Raw genomic sequence first — 25,324 nt, 5'->3', positions numbered from 1 at the left:
GGGCTCTACCCTCGATTTTTGATTTCACGTCCGAGTAAATACTTCGGAATTCGCGTCGGATGGCGCGGATTGTGTCCGAGTAGGACCGGTTTGTACCGCCAGCGCCGCGGCGAGTCGGCCGAGTCGACTCGGCCTCCCGGACGCGAGGCCCCCGCAGGACCCGCTTCCCGCGTTGCGAAAACGGGACACCACTTTTAAGCGCGACTCGGGCGAACCCCGAACGTGGCCGAGAACACAGGCGGTCCGGAGAGCGACGCGAGCCGATCCTCGTCGGAGCAGAGCTCCGAGGGTGGCGAGCCCGAACCGGGCGACCCTCGTCGGGGAGCGAAGCCGACCGACGGCGGGCTGTCGGGGCTGTTCGCGCCCGAGCGGGTCGCGGTCGTCGGCGCGACCGAGAGCGAGGGCTCGGTGGGTCGCGCGATCACGGCGAACCTGCGGGCCGACTTCGCGGGCGAGACCGTCCCGGTGAACCCGAACTACGACGAGGTGCTGGGGCTGGACTGCTACCCCGACGTCGGCGCCGTGCCGGGCGAACTGGACCTCGCGGTGGTCGTCGTGCCGCCGAAGATTGCGGTCGAGACGGTCCGGCAGTGCGGCGAGGCCGGCGTCCGGAACGTGGTGGTCATCACCGCCGGCTTCGGCGAGACCGGCAGCGAGGGCGCGAGCCGCGAACGGGAACTCACCGCGGTCGCCGAGGAGTACGACCTCTACCTGGTCGGGCCGAACAGCCTCGGCGTGATGAGCACGCCGACCGGGCTCAACGCCACGTTCGGCCCGGAGAACGCGCTACCGGGCTCGATCTCGTTCATGAGCCAGTCGGGCGCGTTCATCACCGCGGTGCTCGACTGGGCCAACGACCAGGGCATCGGCTTCAAGGACGTGGTGTCGCTGGGCAACAAGGCCGTCCTCGACGAGACCGACTTCGTCGAGGCGTGGGGCGACGACCCCGACACCGACGTCATCCTGGGCTACCTGGAGGGCGTCGAGGACGGCGGGGAGTTCATCGACTCCGCGCGCGAGGCGACCGACGACACCCCCATCGTGATGGTCAAGTCGGGCCGGACCGAGGCCGGCGCGCAGGCGGTCTCCTCGCACACCGGCACCCTCGCGGGCAGCGAGCAGGCCTACGAGGCCGGCCTGGAGCAGGCCGGCGTCCTCCGGGTCGAGAACGTCCAGGAGCTGTTCGACTTCGCCCAGATCCTGTCTGGCCAGCCGCTGCCCGAGACCGACGACGTGGCCATCGTGACCAACGCCGGCGGCCCGGGCGTGATGACCACCGACGCGGTCGGCGACTCGCGGCTCTCGCTGGCCTCGTTCTCCGAGGGGACCCTGTCGGAGCTGTCGGAGGCGATGCCCGAAGAGGCCAACATCTACAACCCCATCGACGCCATCGGCGACGCCGACATCGAGCGGTTCCGGACCGCCATCGACCTCGCGCTGGCCGACGAGAACGTGGGCTGTGCGGTGGTGCTGTCGGCGCCCACGGCAGTGCTGGACTACGGCGAACTCGCCGACGCCGTCACCGACCTCCAGGCCGAGCACGGCAAGCCGGTCGCGGCGGCGCTGATGGGCGGCGAGCGCACCGAACCGGCCGCCGAGCGCCTGCGGGAGGGCGGCATCCCGAACTACTTCGACCCGGCCCGCGCGGTCCGGAGCCTCGACGCCCTCTCGCGCTACCGCGAGATCAGCGAGCGCGAGTACGAGGCGCCCCGCACCTTCGACGTCGACCGCGAGCGCGCCCGCGAGATCCTGGCGACCGCCGAGGAGCGCGGCGACAACCGGCTCGGCGTGGAGGCGATGGGCCTGCTCGACGCCTACGGGATTCCGACGCCCCAGGGCACCGTCGCCGCCGACCCCGAGGAGGCGGTTGCCGCGGCCCAGGACATCGACGGCGAGGTGGTGATGAAGATCGTCTCGCCCGACATCCTCCACAAGTCCGACATCGGCGGCGTGAAGGTCGGCGTCGCGCCCGAGGCGGTGTACGACGCCTTCGAGGACCTGGTGACCCGGGCCCGGAACTACCAGCCCGACGCCGACATCCTGGGCGTCCAGGTCCAGGAGATGGTCGACCTCGACGCGGGCACCGAGACCATCATCGGGATGAACCGCGACCCGCAGTTCGGCCCGCTGCTGCTGTTCGGCCTCGGCGGCATCTTCGTCGAGGTGCTGGAGGACACCGAGACCCGGGTCGCGCCGGTCAGCGAGCGCGAGGCGACCGAGATGGTCGAGGGCATCCGGTCGGCCCCGCTCCTCCGGGGCGCCCGGGGTCGCGAGCCCGCCGACCGGGAAGCCGTCGTCGAGAGCCTCCAGCGGCTCTCGCAGCTGGTGACCGACTTCCCGGCCATCCTCGAACTCGACGTCAACCCGCTCGTCGCCGGCCCGGACGGCGTCCGGGCCGTGGACGTGCGACTCACCGTGGACACCGACGAACTATGAGTACTGATACCCCATGAGAACGCTACTCGTCACCGCGACCGAAGCGAGCACAGGCAAGACCGCGGTCGCGCTCGCGCTGGCCGAACTGGCCGCCGAGCGCGGCCTGTCGGTCGGCTACATGAAACCCAAGGGCACCCGGCTCCAGAGCAACGTCGGGAAGACCCTCGACGAGGACCCGATGCTGGCCCGCGAGGTGCTCGGCCTCGACGCCGAGATGCACGACCTCGAACCGATCGTCTACTCGCCGACGTTCATCGAGCAGGCCATCCGCGGCCGGGAGGACCCCGGCGAGCTCCGCGAGCAGGTCCGCGAGAGCTTCGACAGCCTCGCCGAGGGCAAGGACCTGATGGTGATCGAGGGCGGCGGGAAGCACACCACCGGCGGCATCGTCGACCTCACCGACCCGGAGGTGGCCGACCTGCTCGACGCCGAGGTGCTGCTGCTCTCGAAGTACCGTCGCGGCGGCGACGTCGACGACGTGCTGGCCGCGGTCGACGACGTGGGCGACCGGCTGCTCGGCGTGCTGTTCAACGCGGTCCGGGAGGGCGACTTCGACGGCCTCGACACCGAGGTCGTCCCGTTCCTGGAGGGCCGGGACGTCCCCGTGCTGGGCGTGATCCCCCGCGAACAGCAGCTGGCGGGCGTGACCGTCGAGGACCTCGCCGCGGAGCTGTCGGCCGAGCAGCTGAACGACGCGCCCGGCGACGCCTTCGTCGAGCGGTTCCTGGTCGGCGCGATGTCGGGCGACTCGGCGCTCCGGCACCTCCGCCGGACCAAGGACGCCGCGCTGGTCACCGGCGGCGACCGGCCCGACCTCCAGCGGGTGGCGCTGGAGGCCCCGGGCGTGAAGGTCCTCATCCTCACCGGCGGGTTCCGCCCGCCGGGCGCCGTCGTCGGCGCGGCCGAGGAGAAGGGCGTGCCCGTGCTGCTGGTCCAGTCGGACACCCTGACGACCATCGAGCGCGCCGAGGACGTGGTCCGGAGCGGGCGCACCCGAGACGCCGAGACGGTCGCGGCGATGCGGGACCTGCTCCACGACCACGCCGACGTCGAAGCGATCCTCGGGGACGGGGAGGGCGGCCAGCTCGGCGACGGGGAGACGGAGACACGCACCGACGACGACACCGACACCGACGGCGCCGACGAGTAGCCCTATCTCGACCCGCCGACCCTGACCATCCCCTTCACCGTCTCGGGGTCCGCGGCGCGCCGGAAGGCGTCGTCCACGTCCGCCAGGTCCGCCGCGAAGTCCACGATGCCCGCGAGGTCGACCGCGCCGTCGGCGACGAGGTCGATGGCCGCCGGGTACGCGTTCCGGTAGCGGAACGACCCGCGGACGTCGAGTTCGCTGTCCACGATGTCGCCCACGTCCAGCGGAATCGCCGCCTCGGTCGGGAGCCCCACGAAGACCACGGTGCCCCCGCGCCGGACCGCGTCGAGCGAGCCCCTGATCGCCGACTCGGCGCCCGACGCCTCGATGACGACGTCGACGCCCTCGCCGTCTGTTTCGGCCCGGACAGCCTCGGCCAGGTCCTCCTCGCCCGGGTCGACGACGGCGTCCGCGCCGCGCTCGGTCGCCCGCCGGCGTTTGGCCTCGACCACGTCCGCGACGACGACGGTCGTCGCGCCGGCGGCCCGGGCCGCGGCCATCGCCAGCAGGCCGATTGGACCCGCGCCGGTGACCAGCACCGAGTCGCCCGCGCCGACCTCGCCGCGTCGGGCGGCGTGGAGGCCCACGCTGAGGGGCTCGCAGAGCGCGCCCTCCCGGATCGACACCTCGTCGGGCAGTCGGTGGGCGAAGTCGGTCGGCCAGGCGACGTACTCGGCGAACGCGCCGTCGTCGGGCGGCGTGGCCATGAACGTCACGTCCGGGCAGAGGTTGTACTCGCCGCGCTTGCAGCGCTCGCACCGCCGGCAGGGGACGCCGGGTTCGAGCGCGACCCTGTCACCGGCTTCGAGGTCCGACACCGCGTCGCCGACCCCGACCACCTCGCCCGCGCTCTCGTGGCCCAGTACCAGGGATTCCTCGACCACGTAGTCGCCGATGCGGCCGCGCTCGTAGTAGTGGAGGTCCGACCCGCAGATGCCGACCTCGCCGACCGCGACCACCACCTCGTCGGGTCCGGGGTCGGGGCGCGGCCGGTCCTCGATCTCGAAGCGGCCGGGTTCGGTCAGGACTGCCGTGCGCATGGGCAGGCGTTGGTCGCCGAGACGTAAATCGGCTCTGCGGCGGGTCGACCCGATGTCGGTTTCCCCGAAGTCGGGCGACCCGAACGGGACGCCGTCCCACCCCACTCGATCGCCTACGTCAGCTCTCGGAGTACGTCCGCGCAGGCCGGGGCCGGTGTTCCTCCGGGGCGACGAGGTGTCGCTCCGGACGAACGAGGAGGACCTCGCGTTCCTGCGCGACGCCCTGGCCGGCCTCGCGCTCGTCGACGCTCGACGAGCGCGTCCACCGGGGGGTTATTTAAGCCGGAAGCGAAAACCCCCTGTCGGATGTTACTCGAACGCATGCTCGCGCTGTCGACCGCGCTCGTTCTCGCGGGGACGTTCCCGGTCGCCGTCATCGCGTCCCGGGGCTTCCGGGGCGCGCCGTTCGGGGCGGTGCTCCGGCCGCTCCCGGTCGTCGTGCTCGCGTTCGCCGCGCTGAACGCGCCGGAGGCGCTGGGCGTCGACGTCCCGACGACGCTGTATCTGGTGCTCTCGACGGTGGCCGTCGCGGGGGCGCTCGTCGCGGCGGCCCACGCGCTCGTCCTGCTCACCGAACGGAGGAAGCTGTGACCGACCTCCTCTCGTTCGTCTTCGTCGCCCAGACCGCGACGCTCGTCGTCACGAGCCTCCTGCTGGCGTACCCCGTCGTCGCCTACGCCCGGAACGTCGCGTACACGCGGGGCCTGTTGCTGTTGGCGAGCGCGTTCTTCGTCGTGACCGCCGCGTACACGGCGGCGGTTCTGTTCCACAACTCGCTCGTCTCGGAGGCGCTCGACCTGGCGGCCGCGCTGCTGGCCGCGGCCGGGACCTGGCAGTTCGCCCGCCCCTACGTCCGTCTCGACGACGAAGGGGTCGAGACGCCGACCGTCCCCGACCCGACCGGAGGGTTCGAGAGTGCCGGAGACGACTGACGACGCCGGGTTCGACCTCTCGCCCGGCGAGCAGGCGCTGGTGTCGGTGCCCTCGATGGGGTCGCCGCTGGCGCTGCTGCCCGACCGCGCGTTCGAGAACCTGCTGGTGGTGTCGGCGACCGCCGCGCCCGGGCGGATCGAGTCGCTGGTCGAGCGCCGCGGGGGCGACCCCCGGACGGTGGGAGTCGTCCCGGTCACGGGGTCGCCCGACGAGTACGACGGCCCGCTCTGGACGACCGACCCGGTCGACCCCAGCGACCTGACCGGCATCAGCATCCGGGTCTCGAAGGCGCTGGAGTACGTCTCCCGCGGCGGGTGGGTCGTCGTCGACAACGTGAACGTGCTGCTGATGTACGGCCGCGAGGACCAGGTGTTCCGGCTGCTCGACTCGGTCGCGTCGAGCACCCGCGAGCGGGCCGCCTGCGGGGCCCACTGCACGGTCCGGGACGCGGTCACCGACGAGACGTACGCCCGACTCCTGGAGCGCTACGACCGGGCGATCGCGGTCGAGTAGCCCGCGCCCGCCCTTAATTTCCGCCGGATTCGCGAGTAATATCGGAGAGCAACATTCTTACGCGACGATTCGCTACCAACGGGCAGAGATGAAACGCCGAACGTTCCTGGCGACCGGTGCGGCGTCGCTCGCCGCGGTCGCCGGGTGTCTGGGGCAGGGCGGGGGCGGCGAGACCGCGGCCGAGGGGACCACCACGCCGTGGTCGGGGTACTCGCAGTACACGCCGACCGACGGCGACACCGACGGCTACCCGCCGGAGTTCGACCAGCAGCCCTCGGAGCGCGACATCGACACCGACTCGTTCGAGACGGTCGAGGAGGGCGGCGTCCAGGTGCCGCTGGCACCGATCGACGCGACCCACTACTGGTACCGCCGGGGCGAGGCCCGGTTCGCCGACGCCCGCGGCCCGCGCTCCTACGAGGCGGCCCACGTCTACGGCGCGGTGCTGAGCCCGGCGCCGGAGAAGTATCGGGCGCCGAACGATCCGCTCCGGGACTGGCCCAAGGACGACCGCATCGTCTGCTACTGCGGGTGTCCCCACCACCTCTCGTCCATCCGGGCCTCTCAGCTCATCCAGAACGGCTACGAGAACGTCTACGTCATCGACGAGGGGTTCGGCGAGTGGCGGGCCCGCGGCTACGCGATGGCCGGCACCGACGTCGAGAACCCGCCGAAGAAGTGGACGATCCAGGGCGACACCGCCGCCGATCTGGCCGGGGAGAACGCGTGGGCGCGCCACCGACCAACCGGGCAGGTCGAGTCGACCGACATCGCGGCCGACGGCAGCTACGAGCTCCACCTCAAGTTCCACGACGTCGGCCCGGACTCGACCGTCGAGGTCGAGACGCCGAGCTACACCGTCGAGGGCACGCTGCGGGAGCTGACCGCCGGCACGGTCCAGGGCTGAGTCCGCGTCCCGGCCGTCCCCGCGCCTCTCGGCGCGGCCGGGTCGGTCCGGCGTTCGCCCGCGTTCCCGCTCACGCCGGGGCGTCGGCCGGCTCCTCGTCGTAGGGGTCCTCGAGCTCGCCCATCATCGACTCGAACGCGTCGGTCGCGGTGACCATCCCGACGACCGCCCCGTCGTCGGTGACGAGCGCCAGTTCGTGGCGCCGCTCCTGGAACCGGTCGACGAGCTCGCTCACCGCGAGGTCGGCCTCGACCGTCAGCGGTTCGGTCGCGACGTCCTCCCAGGTCAGCGACCCGTCGCGCAGCTCCCGCTCGCGGCCGACCAGCGGCGGGGTGTAGACGATGCCGACGAACTCCGCCAGCGTCTCGCCGACCAGCGGGAACCGGGTGTGGGGCTCCTCGCGCATCCGCCGAAGGTTCTCCTCGGGGGCGTTCTCCGTCGAGAGGGCGACGATCGCCTCGCGGGGGACCATGATGTCCCGCACGGGGATCGTGTCGATGTCGAGCGCCGCGATGACCTCCTCCTCGCGCTCGTCCGCCAGGCCGGCCTGGCTCAGGATGTCGCCCATCTCGCGGCGGGCGTCGCCCCGCGTCGACACCTCGCGGCCGCCCTCCTCGGTCTCGGCCTCGGTCCACGACCGGGTGATCTCGACGCCGAACAGCGAGAGCAGCCACTTGGCGGCCTTGTCCGCGAGCACGATGACCGGCGATAGGAGCTTGGTCCAGTAGTACAGCGGCGCCGACCCGTACGCGGCGACGGCCCTCGTCCGCTCGATGCCGAGGTAGGTCGGCGCCTGCTCGCCGACGACGACGTGCAGCAGATTGATGATCGCCAGCGCGAGGACGGCCGACAGCGCGTGGGAGCCGACGCCCGTCAGTTCGACGACCGGTGTCAACAGGGTCGCCAGCGCGGGCTCGGCCACCACGCCGAGCCCGACGCTGCAGACGGTGATGCCGAGCTGGCACCCCGACAGGAAGATCTCCAGCCGGTCGGTCATCTCCCAGGCGCGTTCGAGGCCGGCCGACCCCCGGAACTCCCCCTCGGTGAACTGCCGGACCCGGGTCATCGCGAACTCGATGGTCACGAAGTAGGCGTTGCCGAACAGGAGCACCAGGCCGCCGACTACCCGCGCGAGCGTCGCGAGCTCCACCATCCACTAGACGTGGCCGCGAAACTCCGAAAAAGGTGTCGGCACTGCAACGCGAGCGTCGGAGTACGAGTCCGCCCCGATCGCCCCGGACCGTCCCTCGTCGACGCAGTCAGGTGCGTCGGTCCGGACCGGACGGGTCGCGCTCTTGATCCCGGTCCGAGCGCGACCCGGTCAGAGCCGATTCGTCGGCCGGCCGGACGACGACGTCGTCGGGGCCGCCGACGCGAACGTCATAGCCGTAGTAGGTGAAGGAGACGCGCGTCTCGCCCTCGGCCCGGTGTCGGTCGCCCCCGAACAGGCGGTCCAGCGCCTCGGGGTCGACAGCGTCGTGGAGCGGCGGCGCGAGGTCGGTCGGCGAGAGCCCCTCGGCCTCCGCCACCGCGGTCACGATTGCGGTACTGACGCGTCGGCCGATGCCCGGAGCGGTCCGCGGCGTTCGCATGCCTCCCCTCTGGTTCTCGAACCGTCTAAAAGCTATCGTCGCTGGCAGATTTCGGCGCGCGGTCCCGGGCGAGGACGTCGCGGTTCGACCCGCGTCGGGGAGCACGTCGTGCCACTGCACCGCGGTGGGGCAGGGGCGCCGTCCGCGCCGCAGTCACGCGGTCGTGCCCCGGTCTTGCGGTCGTTCTCCCAGGTCACGTGACGGTGCCCGGGTGCGTCCCGGTCGCGCGAACTTCGAATCACCGCCTTTATGCCAGTTCTGTTAGTACCATTCTAACAACAGCGGTGAACGTATGTTCAGGAACACACCGACGCGGAGGGTCGCGGCGTGAACGCCGGCGACCTCTTCGCCGCCGTCACGGAGCACAGCCGCAAGGTCATCGTCGCACTGCTGGTCCTGACCGTGCTGGTCGGGGCGGGCGCGCCGATGGTCGAGCAGTCATCGTCGCTCGACCAGTTCCAGAGCGACAGCACCGCCGCCCAGAAGCTCGACTACATCGAGTCCAACTTCGAGACCGGCCAGCAGAACGCGACCACGGTCCAGTTGATCGTCCGCGACCGGAACGGTAACGTCCTGTCGAAGGACGCACTGATCCGGACCCTCGAACTCCAGCGGGCGCTGCGGGCCAACGAGACGATAAACCGGAGCCTGGCGAACGACACGCCCACTGCGGGCGTGGCGAACATCGTCGCGACGGTCGCCATCCGCCAGGAGCAGGCGGCCCAGCTCCGGCAGTCCGCCGCCGAGCTCCAGCAGCGCCGCCAGTCGCTCAACGAGTCGCGGGCCGAGCTCCAGCGCCGCAGCCGGGAGCTCAACCTGACCGCGGCCCGGCTCAGCGACGCGCTGAACCAGACGCGCGAGCTCCAGGCCCGGTACGACCGGCTGAACGCCTCGTACCGGCAGGGCCAGGTCAACGACTCGACCTACCAGCAGCGGTCCCGGCAGATAGAGACCGAGCTCCGGCAGGTCCGGGTCGCGGCGACCGCGAACCTGAGCGCCAACCAGTCGGCGACGTTCGTCCGGGCGTTCGAGCGGGTCCGCGACCTCCAGATTCGGCTCGACCGGCTGAACGCCTCGTACCAGCAGGGCGAGATCAACCGGTCGACGTACCGCCAGCGCGCGGCCGAGATCCGGTCGCAGTTCGACCAGGTGTACCGGCTCGGGACCCGCGGGGTGCTGGCGAGCGAGTACCAGCAGCTCCAGCGGCGCGCCGAGAAACTGCGCGAACGCGGCCAGCAGCTGAAGCGGGACGCCGAGGCGCTGCAGGCCCAGCGCCAGCAGCTCCGGAACGCCTCCTCGCCGTCGCTCGCCGCCCAGATCGAGCAGCTCCGCTCGATGAACCGGTCGCAGGTCGAGTCGACCGTCGAGTCGGTACTCAGCGAGGGCGGCGACGGTCCCGCGAGCCGGGCGTTCGCGTTCATGCCGACCTCCTACGAGCCGGGCAGCACCCGGGCCAACGCCACGATGCTCGTCGTGTTCCAGGACCTGGGGAGCGGCGGCGTGGGCGGCATGTCCTCGTCGGAGCGGCTGGTCGAGACCCAGACCGCCATCCAGGAGGTCGCCCGCCAGACCATGGACCGGGAGGTCATGGTGTTCGGCTCGGGCATCATCAGCCAGGAGACCCAGCAGTCGATGACCGACAGCATCGCCATCGTCGGCCCGATGGCGCTGCTGTTCGTCGTGCTGACACTGCTGATCGCCTACCGCGACCTGCTCGACATTCTGCTCGGGGTGTTCGGCATCGGCGCGGTGCTCGTCTGGACGTTCGGCTTCATGGGCTGGGCCGGCATCACGTTCAACCAGATCTTCATCGCCGTCCCGGTGCTGCTCATCGGCCTGTCGATCGACTACGCCATCCACGTGTTCATGCGCCACCGCGAGGAGCGCGAGGAGCGCGAGGCGCAAGGCGCCTCGAACGCGAGCGAGCAAGGCCCGCGAGCAAAGAGCGTCCGCGAGGGGATGTCGGTCGCGCTGGCCAGCGTCGGCGTGGCGCTGGTCTGGGTGACCGCGACGACGGTCATCGGCTTCCTCTCGAACCTGGTCAGCCCGCTGCCGCCCATCCGGGACTTCGGCGTCGTGAGCTCGGTCGGCATCGTCGCCGCGCTCGTGGTCTTCGGCGGCCTGATCCCGGCGCTGAAGGTCGAGATAGACGGCTTCCTCGAGTCCCGGGGCTGGGACCGGAAGAAGCGCGCGTTCGGCACCGGCGGCGGCGCGCTCGGCTCGGTGCTGTCGGTCGGCGCGGTCGCCGCCCGGAAGGCCCCCTACGTCGTGCTCGCGGTGACGCTGGTGCTGTCGGCCGGCGGCGCCTACGGCGCGACGAAGGTCGACACCACGTTCGACCAGACCGACTTCCTGGCCGAGGACCCGCCGGACTGGATGGAGAGCCTGCCCGAGCCGTTCGCCCCCGGCGAGTACTCCGCGAAGGCGAACCTCGAGTTCGTGAACCAGCACTTCCTGCGCCAGGACTCGCAGGCCCAGATCCTGGTCGAAGGGGACGTCGCGACGCCGCAGGCGCTCCAGAAGCTCGAGAAGGCGACCGACCTGGCGAGCCAGAAGGAGGACGTGGTGGTCGTCCTCTCGAACGGCGAACCCCAGATTCGGAGCCCGCTGTCGGTGATGGAGCAGGTCGCCGCGACCAACGAGTCGTTCAATCAGACGCTCGCCGCGGCCGACACCGACGGCGACGGCGTGCCCGACCGCAACGTCGAGCGGGTGTACGACGAACTGTTCGAGGTCGCGCCCCAGGAAGCGAAGGGCGTCATCAACCGCGAGGACGGCGAGTACACCGCGGCCCGGATGGTCGTCTCCGTCCGGGGCGGCGCCTCCTCGTCGACGGTGACCGAGGCGATGCGGAACATCGCCGACCGCATCGAGGGCGACGGCCTGACCGCCACCGCGACCGGCCAGCCCATCGTCTTCGAGATCGTCCAGAACCAGCTGCTGGACACCGTCATCGAGAGCCTGCTCATCACGCTGGCGGCGACGTTCGCGTTCCTGATGTTCGCCTACCGGCTGGCCCACGGCAGCGCGACGCTCGGGGCCATCACCCTGCTCCCGGTGGCGTTCAGCGTCTCGTGGATCCTCGGGACGATGTACCTGCTCGGGATGCCGTTCAACGTCCTGACCGGGATGATCACCAGCCTGACCGTCGGGCTGGGCGTCGCGTACAGCATCCACCTCAGCGAGCGCTACACCATGGAGCTGGGCCGCCGTGACACCATCTGGGCCGCGATGCGCGAGAGCGTCACCGGCACCGGGGGCGCGCTGCTGGGCAGCGCGGCCACCACGGTCGGCGGGTTCGGCGTGCTCGCCTTCGCCATCCTGCCCGCGCTCCAGCAGTTCGGCATCATCACCGGACTGACGATCGTCTACGCGTTCCTCGCGAGCGTGCTGGTGCTGCCGAGCATGCTGGTGCTGTGGACGCGCTACCTCGGGCCGGGCGAGACCGGCGAGGCCGCGACGAAAGAGACGAGTACCGCGGTGGCCAACGGGGGTCCCAGAGAGAACTAATGGACGAGGACGACGCCATCGAGGCCCTCGAGAATCTGGGGCTGTCGAACTACGAGGCGAAGGTGTTCGCGGCGCTCCAGCGGCTCGGCGTCGCGACCGCCAGGGAGGTCCACCGCACGACCGACGTGCCGCGGTCGCAGGTGTACGGCGCGGCCGAGTCGCTCCAGGACCGCGGACTAGTCGAGGTCCAGCAGTCCAAGCCCATCCAGTACCGGGCGGTCAGCCTGGAGGCGGCCCGGTCGCACCTCCGTGGCGAGTTCGAGCGCACCCAGGAGAAGGCGTTCGACTACCTGGAGGCCGCCCGCCGGCAGGGCGGCGACGGCGACGAGCGGCGCGAGGACATCTGGACGGTCCGCGGCCGGACCGCCATCGACGACCGGGTCGCACAGCTCGTCGAGGAGGCCGGGCACAGCGTGTTCCTCGCGATCGGTCGCGACGCCGGCGACCTGCCCGACGACGTCGCGGTCCGCCTCGTCGAGCGCGCCGAGGCGGGGGTCGCGGTGACCGTCGCCGGCGACGGCGCCGCCGAGCTGTTCGCCGACACCCCCGTCGAGGTCCCCGAGTTCCCGACCGACCACCCCCACGAGGGCGCCCCCGTGGGGAAGGTCCTCGTGGTCGACCGCGAGACGGTGCTGCTGAGCGTCCGGGACCGGCGCGGCGACTCCGAGCTGGCCGAGGAGACCGCCATCTGGTCGTCCGGTACGGGCATCGCGGCGGTGCTCATCCAGCTCGTCGACGGCGGCCTCGGCGACACGGTGTCGATCTGAGGCGACTGGCAGCCGCAACCCCGACGTTCTGCGGTCGCAACCCCGACGTTCGGCGGCCGCACCCACGACCGACCGGGACTCGCCGGTCGCCTCCGCCCGAGTCCGTTTCGATCCGATTCGGCTTTCGGTCCGGCTCCGTTGCGATACGTTCCCGCGGCGTCGACTGGGTCCGGCTCATAGTCAGTGTTAACACGAGTCACGTCGCAGTCCGGCCGGGGGAGAACACAGTGCGACACAGACCGTCCAGCGCGAGCATCGCGACCGTCGTAACCCTGCTGCTGGTCGTCGCCGGCGTCGGAGCGGGAGCGTCGGTCGACGCGAAAGGACCGTCGACGGCGGGGGACGCTCTGCCCGGAAGCGGGGAGCGACCCGGCGCGGCCACAGTCGGCGACCCGGTCGAGAACAACACTACCGTCACGATACTCTCGTACAACGACATCCAGACCGCGGCCGCCGAGGACCGCAACCTCTCGCGGCTGGCGACGCTGATCGAGCGCCGCCGGGCCGCCCACGAGAACCCGACCGTCCTCGTGGGCGCGGGCGACGAGGTGGGTCCGCACGCGCTCTCGCCGGTGAGTCAGTGGCGCGCGCCGGTCGCGGTCCTGAACGAACTCGACCCGGCCGCCGAGGTCATCGGCAACCACGAGTTCGACTACGGCCTCGACGAGGTCGAGAACTTCACCGCGGCCTCCGAGTTCCCGTGGCTGGCGACCAACCTGGTGAACGCCTCGACCGGCGAGTCGTTCGACGGCACCGAGCCCTACGAGATCGTCGAGCGGAACGGCACCCGCATCGGTATCATCGGGCTCGTCGACAGGGAGGCGACCTACGGGAAGACCAACATCAACTTCTCGGCGGAGGGGCTGGCGGTCCGGAACTTCACCCGGGTCGGCGCGCGGACCGCCGAGATGCTGAAGAACGAGCGCGACGTCGACGTCGTGGTCGCGCTCGCCCACACCGGCGTCCCGCAGGCCAAGCGGCTCGCCAACGCGACCGACGCCGTCGACGTCATCGCGGTCGGCGACGACGAGATCAAGTACCCGCCCCGGGAGACGTCGGGCGCGATAATCACCGAGGGCGTCGCCCGGGCGCAGTACCTGAGCGAGATCAACCTCACCGTCAGCGGCGGCGAGGTCGTCGCCTGGAACGGGCGACTCCTCGAGGTGACCGACGAGATACCCAAGAACGAGACCGTCTCGCGCATCATCCGGGAGTACCGTTCGGAGGCGCAGCTCGACACCGTCGTCGCCCGGAGCGAGGTGGCGCTGAACGCCACCTTCGGCGCGAACTACCACCGCGAGACCAACTACGGCAACTTCGTCACCGACGCGATGCGCAACGCCACCGGCGCCGACGTCGCCATCACCAACGCCGGCGGTATCCGGTCGGACAGCGTCTACGGGCCCGGCAACATCACCGGCGGCGACGTGTTCAACACCCTGCCGTTCGGCAACACGGTGGTCAGCGTGAACCTGACCGGCGCGGAGCTGAAGGAGACGCTGGCGAGCCAGGTCGTCACGCTGGAGAGCGAGGCCGGCCGGCAGTACGGCGCCGAGATCAGCCAGCAGGTCAGCGGCGTGCGCTTCGAGTGGGTGCCCCACAACGGGACCCGCCAGATCCGCGACGTGTACGTCAACGCGGCCGGTCCAGACGAGCCCGCCGAGTGGGTCCGCCTGCGGGAGAACGAGACCTACGAGGTGGCGGTCAACTCCTTCATGAAGGGCGGCGGCGACGGCTACCCGCTGGAGGACGCGCCGGTCGTCCAGGAGACCGACAGGATCCTCGCCGAGATCGTCATCGACTACATGCAGGCGAAGGGCACCATCTCGCCCGCAGTCGAGGGCCGGATGCAGCGCGTTGACGTCCACGTCGGGCACGCCGACGTCCGCCTCGACGGCAACGGCAAGCTCGTCCTGAAGGTGCCGGCGCCCGAGGACTACGACGGCTTCGTGCCCGACACCTTCCGGATGTCGGCGCCCGGAACGCGGTCGGTCGCGGCCGAGAACGTCCGGTACGTCCCGGGCACCAATTCACTGCTGGTCCGGTTCGACGACGCCGAACTCGCGGCGCTCGCCGAGGGCCGGGACAGCGTAGCGCTCGACCTCTACGGCGGGTACGAGTCGGCCGCGTACGACCGGACGTACTTCGAGTACTCGGTGCTGAACGCCGACATCGACGCCGCGGTCACCGCGAGTGGCAACGCGTCGGCGGCCGTCGGGCCGCGAGCGTCTGCGCTCGGTGAGAGCAGGGGTTCACCGGCGGTACCCGGAGTATAGCCACCCGGTTCTCACCGATTTCGTTCGGAAACTGTTTCGCCGAGCGCGCCGCCCGGACCGGTCCGTCGTCGCGTCAGTCCTGCGTGATGTCGACGACCGACGGGTCCTCCTGGGTCGACGTCGTGAACGGCGTCACCGCGACGGTCCGCTCGGCCACCACCGACAGCCGCAGGATGAACGACACCAGGACCGCCAGCGGAGCGACGCTGAGCGCCACGTAGGCCGGGACGAGCCACGCGAGTTGCGCGGCGTCGAGGACCCGCGTGTCGCCGACGATCACGAGTGCCAGCACCGACACCATCGCGAATATCGTCGGACCGCCGACGTACAGGAGTCGCCGGGACAGTCGCGCGAGCTCCTCCTGCATGTACAGCGTCTTCAGGTACTGGCGGGCCACGTCGATCTGCTTGAGCCGCGTGACGAGCGTGTCGAGTTCGTCCTCCACCTCCGGCGGAACACCGCCGGCCTCCCGGAGGTCGACCTTCAGGCGCGCGATCTCGGTGATCTCCTCGGAGTAGTTCGTGTTCAGCGTGAGGACGAGCGCGCTGAACACGGTCTGGTTCGACCGTCGCAGCTTCGCGCTCATGGTGTCGACGTGCGAGCCGAGCGCGGTCACCGCGTCGTCGATGTCGTCCGCGGCGCCGGAATCGGTGCTCGCGTCCCCGTAGTCGGCCAGCGCTTTCAGCGAGTGGTTGACGCCGTTGAACAGCACTTCGAGGAACGCCGCGGGCGTCGCCGGCGCGGTATCCCGGTCGAGGATGCCGGTGACGGTGTCCCGGTACTCGGAGCTCGCCTTGATCTCGGCCTCGAGTTCGCCGGGCGCGCTCAGTTGCTGGGAGATGACGAGCTGGTTGATCGAGAGGACGATGGTGATCAGGGTGAAGTTCCCGCCGATGACCGCCGCCGTCAGGTAGAGGAACGCCGTCACGTCGTACCTGTCGAACGCGAACCAGAGCTCGAGGACGCCGAAGGCGAGCAGCGCAGCGAGCGCGAGGCCGCCGGCCAGCAGCATCCGGTTCCCGGTGAGGAAGACCCACTCGTGGACGAACCGCCGCCGGCTCGGGTTCTCGGGCCGGGTCACCGTCCTCCCCGCCGTGTCCCAGTCCGAGCTCATACCCGCGTCGCCTCCGGAGGCGACTCCGCGCCGGCGAGGTCCCCGGCTCCGGGGAGATGGCCCGAGAACCCGCCGTGATCGACCGATCGTCTCTCACCCGAGTCGGCGGTCTCACTCATCGGCGGAACCCGCGCCGGGTCCGGGAACGGGTCGTCGGAACGCGGGATACCGGGTCCGCTGCCGGAGTCGTCGCCGGGCTCGCGCCGTTCCAAACCGTCGCGGGCGACCCCGTTCGGCGCGGTCGTCGGGTCGCGCTTCCCCGGTCGAAGGGTCGCGCGGCGGCTGGACGCCCCGGCAGTCCCGGCTCGTACGCGTGTCAGACTGCATGTCCGAGCAGCTACCGGGGCGGAATCGCTAAAAGTAGTGGCCGCTCCGTGCGAGTCGGTCGCCCGAGTGCGCTCCGGGGAGGGCGGAGCGAGGGCGGCAGGACGGAGCGGCCGCCTCTCACCGCGCCTCGGCGCTCGTGGCCCGGGCCATGTAGTAGACCGCGACGCCGCCCAGCGCCAGGTCGAGGGCGCCGAGCACGGCGAAGGCCGGCACCAGCGTGTTCCAGACGCCGCCGAAGGCGGTCACGTCGATGACAGTCATCACGTCCTGGCCGAACATCAGCGCGCGGGCGGCGTCGACGCCGTACGTGATGGGATTGAGCGCGGCGACCGTCTGGACCCAGCCCGGCAGGATCTCCAGCGGGAGGAACGCGCTCGACAGGAACAGCAGCGGGAACTGGAGGATGTTGACCGAGATCATCGTCGACTCCTGGTCGCGGGTGACCAGCGCCATGATGTTTGAGAACGCCGTGAACCAGACCGAGAAGAAGATGCCCACGAGCACGATGCCGGCGCCGCCGAGCAGCCCGGTCGCGACGTACTCGCCGGGGTTCCCGCCGGTGTCGAACCACAGCAGGAGGTACCCGAACGTCAGGATGATGCAGACCTGGACCACGATGCGCAGCACCTCCGACAGCGACTTGCCGAGGAACACCGCCCCGCGGTGCATCGGCGACACCAGCGCCTTCTCGAACATCCCCGACTCGATGTCCTCGACCAGCCCGATGCCGGAGGTGGTCGCCGCGATGAGCGACACCTGGATCGCGATGGCCGGTACCAGGTAGGTGACGTAGCTCGCGTCGCTCCCGACGCTCTGACCGATGGCCCCGCCGGTGATCTGACCGAACACCTCGGTGAACAGCACCAAGAACATGACGGGGTTCAGCAGCGAGAACGTCATCACGAACGGGTTGCGGACCGTCTTGAGAAGCCAGCGCCGGAGGTTGACCCAGGTGTCGGTCAGGAAGCCGTTGCCGGTCGCCTTCCGGCCGCGCTCGGCGCCGCCGGTCGCGCCGCCCGCGTCGGTGTCGGTGCTCATCGGGACACCCCCTGAGACCGCACACTCTGCTCGGTCCCGGCGTCACCGTCCTCCGCGTCGGCCTCGGGGTCGTACTCCTCGCCGGTGATCGCGAGGAACACGTCGTCGAGCGTCGGGCTCCGGACGTTGAACCCGACGATGGTGAGGCCGGCGTCCCGGAGCGCGACCAGCAGATCGGTGCCGTGCCGGTGGGCCTCCGATGACGTGACGAGGACACCGTCGTCGGTGGTCTCGACCGCGTCCGCGTCGTCGACGAGCCGGGATTCGACGGCGATGTCGCGGGCGCGCTCGACATCGTCCTCCGCGGGGTCGTCGAGTTCGATCTCGAGGACGTCGCCGCCGACACGCGACTTGAGCTCGCTCGGCGAGCCCGTGATGGCGATCTCGCCGTCCTCGATGACGCTGATGCGCTCGCAGAGCTGGTCGGCCTCCTCGAGGTACTGGGTGGTGAGGAAGATGGTCGTCCCGCGGTCGTTGATGCGCTCGAAGTAGTCCCAGAGCCGGTTGCGCGCCTTCGGGTCGAGCCCGGTCGTGGGCTCGTCGAGGAACACGACCGGCGGCTCGTGGACCAGCGCGGTGGCGACGTCCAGCCGCTTCTTCATCCCGCCGGAGAAGTCCTTGGCCAGCTTGTCGGCGACGTCCGCGAGGTCCACGAGGTCGAGCAGCCGGTCGATGCGGTCGGCCCGCTCGCTCCGGGCGACGCCGTAGGCGCCGCAGGCGAACTCGATGTTCTCCCGGGCGGTGAGCTCCGGGTCGACGCTCGTCTCCTGGGCCATGTAGCCGATCGACTCCCGGACCGCGCGGGGCTCGTCCTCGACGTCGTAGCCGTTGACGGTCACGCTCCCCTCGGTCGGGCGCAGCAGCGTCGCGAGCATCTTTATCGTCGTGGTCTTGCCCGCGCCGTTCGCGCCGAGGAACCCGAAGAACTCCCCCTCGGGGACGGCCAAGGAGACGTCCTCGACGGCCTCCGTCCCGTCGGCGTACGTCAGCGCGAGGTGGTTGGCGTCGATGGCGTTCACGTGTTCGTAGAGCGGGCTGACTCCCAAATACCTTTTGAATGAACATTCAATCACGGAGATGGGAGTCCGCGGGTGGCGTCCCGTCTTTCGATTTGACTCGGATGCGAACCCCTAAATGGGCTAATTGAATAGTTTGTCATATGCCCCCGTCTCGTCTCTTCGAGGACGCCCCCGACGACACGCGGACCGCCATCATGGAGGCGACCTACCTCGCGCTCTGCGAGCACGGCTACGCCAACCTGACCATCCAGCGCATCGGCGACCAGTTCGAGAAGAGCAAGTCGCTGCTCTACCACCACTACGACAGCAAGGACGAACTCCTCGTGGACTTCCTGGAGTACCTGCTGGAGGACTTCCAGGCCAACGTCCCCGAGCGAGAGTTCGACGACGCCGAGCAGCACCTCCGGACGATGCTGGACCACGCCCTCGACCCCGCCATCGACGACGAGGACTGCGAGTTCACCGGCGCGATGGTGGAGCTCCGCGCCCAGGCGGTCCACGACGAGGCCTACCGGGACCACTTCTCGCGGAACGACCGGTTCCTCCGCGAGGAGATCGCCGACGTCGTCCGGGACGGCATCGACCAGGGCGTCTTCCGCGAGGTCGATCCGGACCAGGTCGCGGCGCTGCTGGTGACGACCATCAGCGGGTCGATGCTCGACCGGGTCACGACCGACGACGCCGAGGAGACGCTCCGGGCGACCCGGCGCGAACTCGACGAGTACGTCGACGCGCACCTGCTGGCGGACGAAGCTCGATAGGTCGCGCGCCGTCGCCACGCGAACGGGACCGAGCGGGGTCGACCGCCGCGCCGCGGGTCCGGGGCGGCTATCCGGATTTGCCAACCCGTTCCACGATTTTTCAGATTTACCTCGCTGGACGCCCTACCCCCGCCCAGACGATGACGACGCTCCAGGTGCGCGGACTCGACGACGAGGGACCGGGCGACATCGTCGGCGCGTTCGTCGGCGAGACCGAGGCGTCGCCGGACGACGTCGGGAGGATCGACCTCGACGGCGGGGCGGCCACGGTCGAAGTCGCCGACGACGTGGCCGACGCGGTGGCCCGCGAGATGGACGGCGGCCGGGTCGGTCGCTCGGAGGTGACGGTCCGGCGGCTCGACGGCGACGCCGAGGCGGTCGCCGAGTACGTCGACGAGTTCGCCGACCTCGTCGAACTGGAGCGCGAGGCCGAGATGGAGCGCCACGAGCGCGAGATCCGCGAGCTATCGGGCCGCGAGCGCGAGGAGAAGGGCCGGGCGCTCCTCGGAATGGAGGGCCGCGACGAGGGCGAGGGGATCGCGGGCCACCGCGTGAAGTTCCTCAGGCAGAATCGGGACCCGCTGCCCGACACCGAGATCGGCGTCGGCGACCTCGTGATGCTCTCGAAGCGCGACCCGACCCGCGACGACAACCCCACGGGCACGGTCACGCAGGTGACCAACCACTCGGTCACGGTCGCGTTCGACGACGAGCCGCCGGGGTTCGTCTACGGCAACGGCCTCCGGGTCGACAAGTACGTCAACGACGTGACCTACCAGCGGATGCTGGACGCGCTCGACCGCCTCCCCGGGGCCGAGGGCGCGCTGGCTGACCTCCGGGACGTCATCGTCGGCACGGCCGAGCCGGCCGAGTCCGAGCCCGCCCGAATCGAGGAGTGGCACGACTCGAAGCTCAACGACTCCCAGCGCGAGGCGGTCCGCCGGGCGGTGGGCAGCGACGACGTCCACCTGATCCACGGCCCGCCCGGCACCGGCAAGACCACCACCGCGGTCGAGGTGATCCGCCAGTGCGTCGACCGCGGCGAGTCGGTCCTGGCGACCGCGGCCTCCAACACCGCGGTCGACAACCTGGTCGAGCGGCTCGCCGACACCGGGGTCGACGTGGTCCGGGTCGGTCACCCCGCCCGGGTCACCTCCGCGCTGCGCGAGCACACCCTCGACAGCCGACTCGAGGACAGCGAGACGTACCGTCGCTCGCGGGAGCTCCGCGAGGAGGCGTTCGACCTGCTCGACCAGCAGGACGACCTCACGCACCCGTCCGGCAGGTGGCGCCGGGGCATGAGCGACGACCGCATCCGCGAGCTCGCCGAGCGGGGCCGGGGGTCGCGCGGCGTCCCGGCCGAGAAGATCGAGGAGATGGCCGAGTGGCTCGACATTCGGGCGGAGGCCGACGAGCTGTTCGAGCGCGCGGACGAGCTCGAGGACGAGGCGGTCGCCGAGCTCGTCGAGTCGGCCGACGTGGTCTGCACCACCAACTCGACCGCCGGCAGCGACGCGCTCGACGGCCACCGGTTCGACCGGCTGGTCGTAGACGAGGCGACGCAGGCGACCGAACCCTCCTGCCTGATCCCGATCGTCCGGGCCGGCGCGGTCGTGCTGGCTGGCGACCACCGCCAGCTCCCGCCGACCGTCCAGAGCCGCGAGGCCGCCGACGCCGGGCTCTCCCGGACCCTCTTCGAGAGGCTCGCGGAGCGACACGGGGACTCTGTTCGCGACATGCTCACGGTCCAGTACCGGATGCACGAGGACATCGCCGGCTTCGCCAGCGAGCGGTTCTACGACGGCGAGCTCGCGGCCGACGAGAGCGTCCGGGACCACACGCTCGCCGACCTCGTCGACCCGGCGGGCCTCGACCCCGCGCCCGCCGACCCCGGCGGACCGGGGGAGCTCCCGCCCGCGCTCGATCCCGACGAACCGGTCGCGTTCGTCGACACCGCGAGCGCCGACGCCCCCGAGGTCTCCCGCGAGGGGTCGACCTCCCGGGAGAACCCCCGCGAGGCCGAGGTGATGGCGGCCTACGCCCGGGCGCTGCTCGACGCCGGGCTCGCGCCCGAGGACGTCGCGGTCATCTCGCCCTACGACGACCAGACCGACCGCGTCCGCGACCTGCTCGACGTCGACGGGCTGGAGGTCGACACCGTCGACGGGTTCCAGGGCCGCGAGAAGGAGGTCGTGCTGGTCTCGCTGGTGCGGTCGAACCCCGACGGCAGCGTCGGCTTCCTCGACGAGACCCGGCGGTTCAACGTCGCGGCCACCCGCGCCAGGCGCAAGCTGGTCGTCGTCGGCGACGCCGACACGGTCTCGGCCGAGCCGACGTACGCCGCGTTCGCAGACTACGCCCGGGAGAACGGGCGGAAGCTCGACCTCTGACCCCGCTCTCGGACCGTCCGCCGGTCGCCCGGTCGGCTTCCCGTCGGTACCCCGATAGTTTTCTCGGTCGGCCGCGTACCGTGTTCCATGTCGTGGTACGCAGTGGCGGCGCTGGACGACGCGCTCGACGCGACGCGGGACCTGCTGCTACCCGTCGACGTCCGCCAGTGGCTCACGCTCGCGGTCATCGTCTTCTTCCTCGGCAACGCCGCCGGCGGCGGGACGTCGGCCTCCGGCGGGAGTTCGACCAGCGCGTCGACCGCGAGCCCCGGCGACCTGCCGGCGCCGCCCGGCGTCGAGTCGGACCTGCCGTTCACCTTCCAGGAGGTGCTCCCGGTGCTCGCGGTCGCCGTCGCGCTCGCGGTCGCCGCGGGTCTGGTGTACGCGCTGATCGGGTCGGTGATGGAGTTCGCGTTCGTCGAGTCGCTCCGGCGCCAGCGCGTCGGCGTCCGCCGGTACGCCCGCCAGCACTTCGGCCGGGCCGTGCGGCTGTTCGTCTTCCGGGCCGTGCTGGGGCTGCTCGTCGCGGTGCCCGCGCTCGGACTGGTGCTGGGCGCGGTGTCGCTCGCGACCGCCGGGCGGGAAGTCGGCGTCGGGCTGGTCCTGTTGCTGGTCCCCGTGGTGGTCGTCGCGGGCGTCGCGGTCGCCGTCGTCGACGGCTTCACCACCAACTTCGTCGTCCCCGTGATGGTGCTGCGGAACGTCGGCGTGCTCGACGGGTGGCGGCTGTTCTGGCCCGCGCTGAGCGACAACTGGGACGAGTTCGGCGTCTACCTCCTCGTCCGGATCGCCCTGGCGTTCCTGGTCGGCGCGCTGGCGTCGGTGATCGGCGTCGTCGTCGGGGTGCTGCTGGCGGTGCCGCTCGCGGTCCTGGGCGTCCTGTCGGTCCCGCTGCTCGGCGGCCCGGAGGCGGTCCTCGCGAACCCGGTCGCGCTCGGCGTCGGGGTCCTCGCCCTCCTCGTCTACGTCGCGCTCGTGACGGCGGCCGTCGCCGTGGCGTTCGTGCCAATCCAGACGTTCCTCCGGTACCACTCGCTGTTCGTCCTCGGCGACGCGGACGCGGACCTCGACCTGATCCCGGAGCTCCGCCGCGACGTCCGCGAGGGCGGCAGTTCGGGGACCGGTCGGTTCCGGTGAATCGGCTCCCGGCCGCTACCGGAGCCTTCGGCGCGTCAGCTTCGAGCGGAGCTGCCGGGCGACCGCGTCGTCGTCGAGCAGTTCGCCGTTCCGGCGGACGTGGACGACCGGCGCGTCGTCCATCCGGAGCCACTCGCCGTCGCCGTCGCCGGAGACGGTGACCGACCCGGAGGGCCGGCCGAGAGAGTCGGACGCGTCGTCGAGCGCGAGCGGGTCGGCGCCAGTTTCGGACGCGACGACGGGGATGGACTCCAGGTGGGGGTCGACCTCGCGCAGGAGGTCGCGGTACTCCAGGACGAGTTCGACCGCGGCCTCGGCGGCGTCGGCGGAGGGGAACGAGGCGCCCCGGACCGGCACGGGGCGCTTGCCCGACAGCGGGCAGACGACGGCGAAGCCGCCGTCGGGGTCGGTCAGTTCGTCGATCCGGCTGCTGAGGGCTTCGAGGCGGTCCGGCATGGCGGTTCGGGAACGACACGACGGACCAGCAGCTAAGAGGTTTCGGAATCGCCATCGGCCGCGACGCTGATAGGAACGACCGGGCCGGCGCGCTCCCGGCTCAGACCCGCGAGCAGAGGTGGTCCCGGACCACGCGCTGGCAGTCGGCGAGGACCGCGTCGAGCCGCGCGAGGTCGGCCAGCCCGGGGTGGGCGGCGCGCAGGTCGCCGTAGAGGTGGTCGAGCAGCTCCGACTGCCGGACGCCGGTCAGCCCGTCGCGGCGGGCGCCGCGGATCGCGGCCTGGCGGTCGGCCGCGAGCCGGTCGCACCTCTCCCGGAGCTCGGCCAGGCGGTCGTGGCGCTCGCGCAGCTCCTCGAAGCCGAGCTGCAGCAGCGGCGTCTCGTCGGCGTCGGCGACCTCGTCGACTATCCGTCCCAGTTCCTCGCCCAGTTCGTCGAGCCGCTCGCGCTCGGTCTCGATGGCGTCGGCGAGCAGCCGGCACTCCCGGCGTCGCCGCTCGACTCGCGACAACAGCTGGTCCTTCAGCCCCGGCGTGAGCCCGGCGGCGGCCGGCGAGAGCGCCGTCGTCAGCTCCGGCGACAGCTCGTCGGCCATCGCCTGCTGCGGCGACTCCGGTTCGGCGTACGGCAGCACCGTCTCGCGGAACGCCTCGCGGACGTTCGCGGTGGTCTCGACCGACTGCGTCGACGCCCCGCCGGCGACGACCGCGCTCTGGGCCGACCGCGCGGCCGCCGGCTTCGCCGCGCCGGCCCGCCGGCCAGCGTCCGCGGACAGCTCCGCCACGCGGTCGCCGAACGCGGCGAAGGCCTCGACCTTCTCCTCGATCCGGTCGCGCTCGGCAGCCGCGCGCTCGACGGCCTCGGGGGTCCGGAGCTCGACGACCTCCCCGGCGTCCCCGGGAGGGTCGGCGGTCATAGCTTCGAGTCGAGCTGGCGCTCGACGGCGTCGTCCGGGAGCGGTTCGCCGTTCCGACGCACGTGGACCAGCGGGGCGTTGTCCATCCGGAGCCACTCGCGCTCGCCGGCGCCCGAGAGGGTCACCGACCGAGAGGTCCGGGGCAGTCCGTTGGGCCGCTGGCCCGCGGCGCGCTCGCGGGTCGAGACCAGCGTGAGCGGGTCGCCCGTCCGCTCGTAGACGGCCAGGCGGTACTGGGGGAGGTCGGGGTCGGACTCCCGGAGCGTCTCGCGGTACGTGCGGGCGAGGGCGGCGGCCTCGCGCGCGGCGTCCTCGGTCGGGAACTGTCTGCCGGTCAGCGGGGCTGGGCACTCGTCGGTCTCGGCGCACGCGACGTAGAAGTCGCCGTCCTCGGTGGCGAGCTCACCGATGTTCCGGCGGATGGTTTCGAGGGCGTCGGCCATGGTTTAGGCTGGCCTAATCTATGTTAGGTCCGCCTAAAAGATGTTTCGGTCGGGGAGGTTCGGGTCGGACTCGGCGGCCGCTATCGGGAGAGTCACGACGGTAGAATCGAAGCACGGAGCCGGTCAGAACGGCGCGTACTCGTCCAGCAGCGTCACCAGCTCCGGTTTCTCGACAGCGCCCTCGACGCGCTCGACGCGCTCGCCGTCGGCGTACACGTCGAACGTCGGCGTGCCCTCGACGCCCTGCTCGAGCGCCAGCTTCTGGTGGTGGACGACGTTCACCTTCGCGACCGCGGCGAGCGTCTCGCGGGCGACTGACTCCACGACCGGGTGGAGCCGCTGTCCGGCGCCGCCGTCGGCGTAGTAGTGGACCAGCACGACCTCGTGGGCCGCCACGGTCTGCTCGAAGTTCCGCGAGCCGTCGACGTAGACCGGCGCCGGGGGCGCGCCGAGGCCCTGTTCGCGCATGAGCTCGCGCTTCTTCCGCTCCCGAACCGTCTCGAGCTCCTCGTCCATCGGTATCCGGGGGTTGTGAAGGGGGTGACTTAATTTTGCGGTCCGCTTCTCAGCCCCGATAATTCGGCGCCCGGTCGGGCGGT

22 protein-coding genes are annotated in these 25,324 nt (G+C 71.1%); 12 read left to right on the top strand and 10 right to left on the bottom strand.

Annotation, left to right across the window (positions count from 1 at the left end; translation table 11 throughout):
- Positions 1-345 precede the first annotated feature (345 nt).
- The gene (locus ACQUQF_RS10055) at positions 346-2,436 is read left to right on the top strand and encodes an acetate--CoA ligase family protein (RefSeq protein ID WP_435179514.1); all 2,091 of its coding nucleotides are present in this window, start codon (positions 346-348) and stop codon (positions 2,434-2,436) included.
- 13 nt (positions 2,437-2,449) lie between these two features.
- Complete coding sequence (locus tag ACQUQF_RS10050) at positions 2,450-3,586, top strand: phosphotransacetylase family protein (RefSeq protein WP_435178333.1); 1,137 nt, start codon at positions 2,450-2,452, stop codon at positions 3,584-3,586.
- Positions 3,587-3,588: 2 nt separating this feature from the next.
- On the opposite strand, the gene ACQUQF_RS10045 is transcribed toward ACQUQF_RS10050, so the two are convergent.
- The gene (locus tag ACQUQF_RS10045) at positions 3,589-4,626 is read right to left on the bottom strand and encodes an NAD(P)-dependent alcohol dehydrogenase (protein WP_435178331.1); all 1,038 of its coding nucleotides are present in this window, start codon (positions 4,624-4,626) and stop codon (positions 3,589-3,591) included.
- A 306-nt stretch (positions 4,627-4,932) separates the two neighbouring features.
- Between ACQUQF_RS10045 and ACQUQF_RS10040 the strand changes: the two genes are divergently transcribed.
- From ACQUQF_RS10040 to ACQUQF_RS10025, 4 genes are all read left to right on the top strand, one after another.
- On the top strand, positions 4,933-5,217 hold the full coding sequence (locus ACQUQF_RS10040) for a hypothetical protein (protein ID WP_435178329.1): 285 nt from the start codon (positions 4,933-4,935) through the stop codon (positions 5,215-5,217).
- Positions 5,214-5,558 carry a hypothetical protein gene (locus tag ACQUQF_RS10035; protein ID WP_435178327.1) on the top strand — a complete coding sequence of 115 codons (345 nt, stop codon included), beginning with the start codon at positions 5,214-5,216 and terminating at the stop codon, positions 5,556-5,558. The genes ACQUQF_RS10040 and ACQUQF_RS10035 overlap by 4 nt, the downstream gene beginning before the upstream one ends.
- Complete coding sequence (locus tag ACQUQF_RS10030; protein WP_435178325.1) at positions 5,542-6,072, top strand: DUF7504 family protein; 531 nt, start codon at positions 5,542-5,544, stop codon at positions 6,070-6,072. The genes ACQUQF_RS10035 and ACQUQF_RS10030 overlap by 17 nt, the downstream gene beginning before the upstream one ends.
- Before the next feature lie 88 nt (positions 6,073-6,160).
- Positions 6,161-6,979, top strand: coding sequence for a rhodanese-like domain-containing protein (locus tag ACQUQF_RS10025; RefSeq protein ID WP_435178323.1), 819 nt, complete (start codon positions 6,161-6,163; stop codon positions 6,977-6,979).
- Between the two features lie 70 nt (positions 6,980-7,049).
- Here the strand turns inward: ACQUQF_RS10025 and ACQUQF_RS10020 are convergent, their stop codons facing one another.
- Positions 7,050-8,132, bottom strand: coding sequence for a CNNM domain-containing protein (locus ACQUQF_RS10020; protein ID WP_435178321.1), 1,083 nt, complete (start codon positions 8,130-8,132; stop codon positions 7,050-7,052).
- A gap of 106 nt (positions 8,133-8,238) precedes the next feature.
- Positions 8,239-8,571, bottom strand: a complete 333-nt coding sequence (locus ACQUQF_RS10015; RefSeq protein WP_435178319.1) for a HalOD1 output domain-containing protein — start codon at positions 8,569-8,571, stop codon at positions 8,239-8,241.
- A 327-nt stretch (positions 8,572-8,898) separates the two neighbouring features.
- Here ACQUQF_RS10015 and ACQUQF_RS10010 point away from each other — a divergent pair, with 327 nt between their 5' ends.
- The 3 genes from ACQUQF_RS10010 (at position 8,899) to ACQUQF_RS10000 (ending at position 15,124) form a co-directional block, all read left to right on the top strand.
- Entirely contained in the window at positions 8,899-12,081 is a 3,183-nt protein-coding gene (locus ACQUQF_RS10010) for an MMPL family transporter (protein ID WP_435178317.1), read from the top strand.
- Positions 12,081-12,848, top strand: a complete 768-nt coding sequence (locus tag ACQUQF_RS10005) for a TrmB family transcriptional regulator (protein WP_435178315.1) — start codon at positions 12,081-12,083, stop codon at positions 12,846-12,848. The genes ACQUQF_RS10010 and ACQUQF_RS10005 overlap by 1 nt, the downstream gene beginning before the upstream one ends.
- A 227-nt stretch (positions 12,849-13,075) precedes the next feature.
- On the top strand, positions 13,076-15,124 hold the full coding sequence (locus tag ACQUQF_RS10000; RefSeq protein ID WP_435178313.1) for a bifunctional metallophosphatase/5'-nucleotidase: 2,049 nt from the start codon (positions 13,076-13,078) through the stop codon (positions 15,122-15,124).
- Between the two features lie 73 nt (positions 15,125-15,197).
- Here ACQUQF_RS10000 and ACQUQF_RS09995 read toward each other — a convergent pair whose 3' ends face one another.
- The 3 genes from ACQUQF_RS09995 to ACQUQF_RS09985 all read right to left on the bottom strand — a co-directional run bounded on the left by ACQUQF_RS09995 (position 15,198) and on the right by ACQUQF_RS09985 (position 18,622).
- Entirely contained in the window at positions 15,198-16,238 is a 1,041-nt protein-coding gene (locus ACQUQF_RS09995; RefSeq protein ID WP_435178311.1) for a hypothetical protein, read from the bottom strand.
- 444 nt (positions 16,239-16,682) lie between these two features.
- Complete coding sequence (locus ACQUQF_RS09990) at positions 16,683-17,603, bottom strand: ABC transporter permease (protein ID WP_435178309.1); 921 nt, start codon at positions 17,601-17,603, stop codon at positions 16,683-16,685.
- Positions 17,600-18,622 carry an ATP-binding cassette domain-containing protein gene (locus ACQUQF_RS09985; protein ID WP_435178307.1) on the bottom strand — a complete coding sequence of 341 codons (1,023 nt, stop codon included), beginning with the start codon at positions 18,620-18,622 and terminating at the stop codon, positions 17,600-17,602. The genes ACQUQF_RS09990 and ACQUQF_RS09985 overlap by 4 nt, the downstream gene beginning before the upstream one ends.
- A gap of 140 nt (positions 18,623-18,762) precedes the next feature.
- Here ACQUQF_RS09985 and ACQUQF_RS09980 point away from each other — a divergent pair, with 140 nt between their 5' ends.
- The 3 genes from ACQUQF_RS09980 (at position 18,763) to ACQUQF_RS09970 (ending at position 22,910) form a co-directional block, all read left to right on the top strand.
- Entirely contained in the window at positions 18,763-19,383 is a 621-nt protein-coding gene (locus tag ACQUQF_RS09980; RefSeq protein WP_435178305.1) for a TetR/AcrR family transcriptional regulator, read from the top strand.
- Positions 19,384-19,523: 140 nt separating this feature from the next.
- Positions 19,524-21,773 (top strand): IGHMBP2 family helicase, encoded by a 2,250-nt coding sequence (locus ACQUQF_RS09975; RefSeq protein ID WP_435178303.1) that lies wholly within the window; start codon positions 19,524-19,526, stop codon positions 21,771-21,773.
- 87 nt (positions 21,774-21,860) lie between these two features.
- The gene (locus tag ACQUQF_RS09970; RefSeq protein WP_435178301.1) at positions 21,861-22,910 is read left to right on the top strand and encodes a DUF7544 domain-containing protein; all 1,050 of its coding nucleotides are present in this window, start codon (positions 21,861-21,863) and stop codon (positions 22,908-22,910) included.
- A gap of 15 nt (positions 22,911-22,925) precedes the next feature.
- Here ACQUQF_RS09970 and ACQUQF_RS09965 read toward each other — a convergent pair whose 3' ends face one another.
- The 4 genes from ACQUQF_RS09965 to ACQUQF_RS09950 form a co-directional block, all read right to left on the bottom strand.
- Entirely contained in the window at positions 22,926-23,366 is a 441-nt protein-coding gene (locus ACQUQF_RS09965) for a DUF7552 domain-containing protein (RefSeq protein WP_435178299.1), read from the bottom strand.
- 100 nt (positions 23,367-23,466) lie between these two features.
- On the bottom strand, positions 23,467-24,282 hold the full coding sequence (locus ACQUQF_RS09960; RefSeq protein ID WP_435178297.1) for a DUF7260 family protein: 816 nt from the start codon (positions 24,280-24,282) through the stop codon (positions 23,467-23,469).
- Positions 24,279-24,725, bottom strand: coding sequence for a DUF7552 domain-containing protein (locus ACQUQF_RS09955; protein ID WP_435178295.1), 447 nt, complete (start codon positions 24,723-24,725; stop codon positions 24,279-24,281). Before ACQUQF_RS09955 ends, ACQUQF_RS09960 begins: the two co-directional genes overlap by 4 nt.
- A 123-nt stretch (positions 24,726-24,848) precedes the next feature.
- A complete protein-coding gene (locus ACQUQF_RS09950) occupies positions 24,849-25,241 on the bottom strand; it encodes a thioredoxin family protein (RefSeq protein WP_435178293.1) in 393 nt (130 codons plus the stop codon).
- Positions 25,242-25,324: the final 83 nt, after the last annotated feature.

Origin of the sequence: Halorussus sp. AFM4 (assembly GCF_051194995.1) — an archaeon.
Lineage (GTDB): Archaea > Halobacteriota > Halobacteria > Halobacteriales > Haladaptataceae > Halorussus.
The sequence above is the reverse complement of the archived record's forward strand: the minus strand, read 5'-3'. Positions and strand labels throughout refer to the sequence as shown.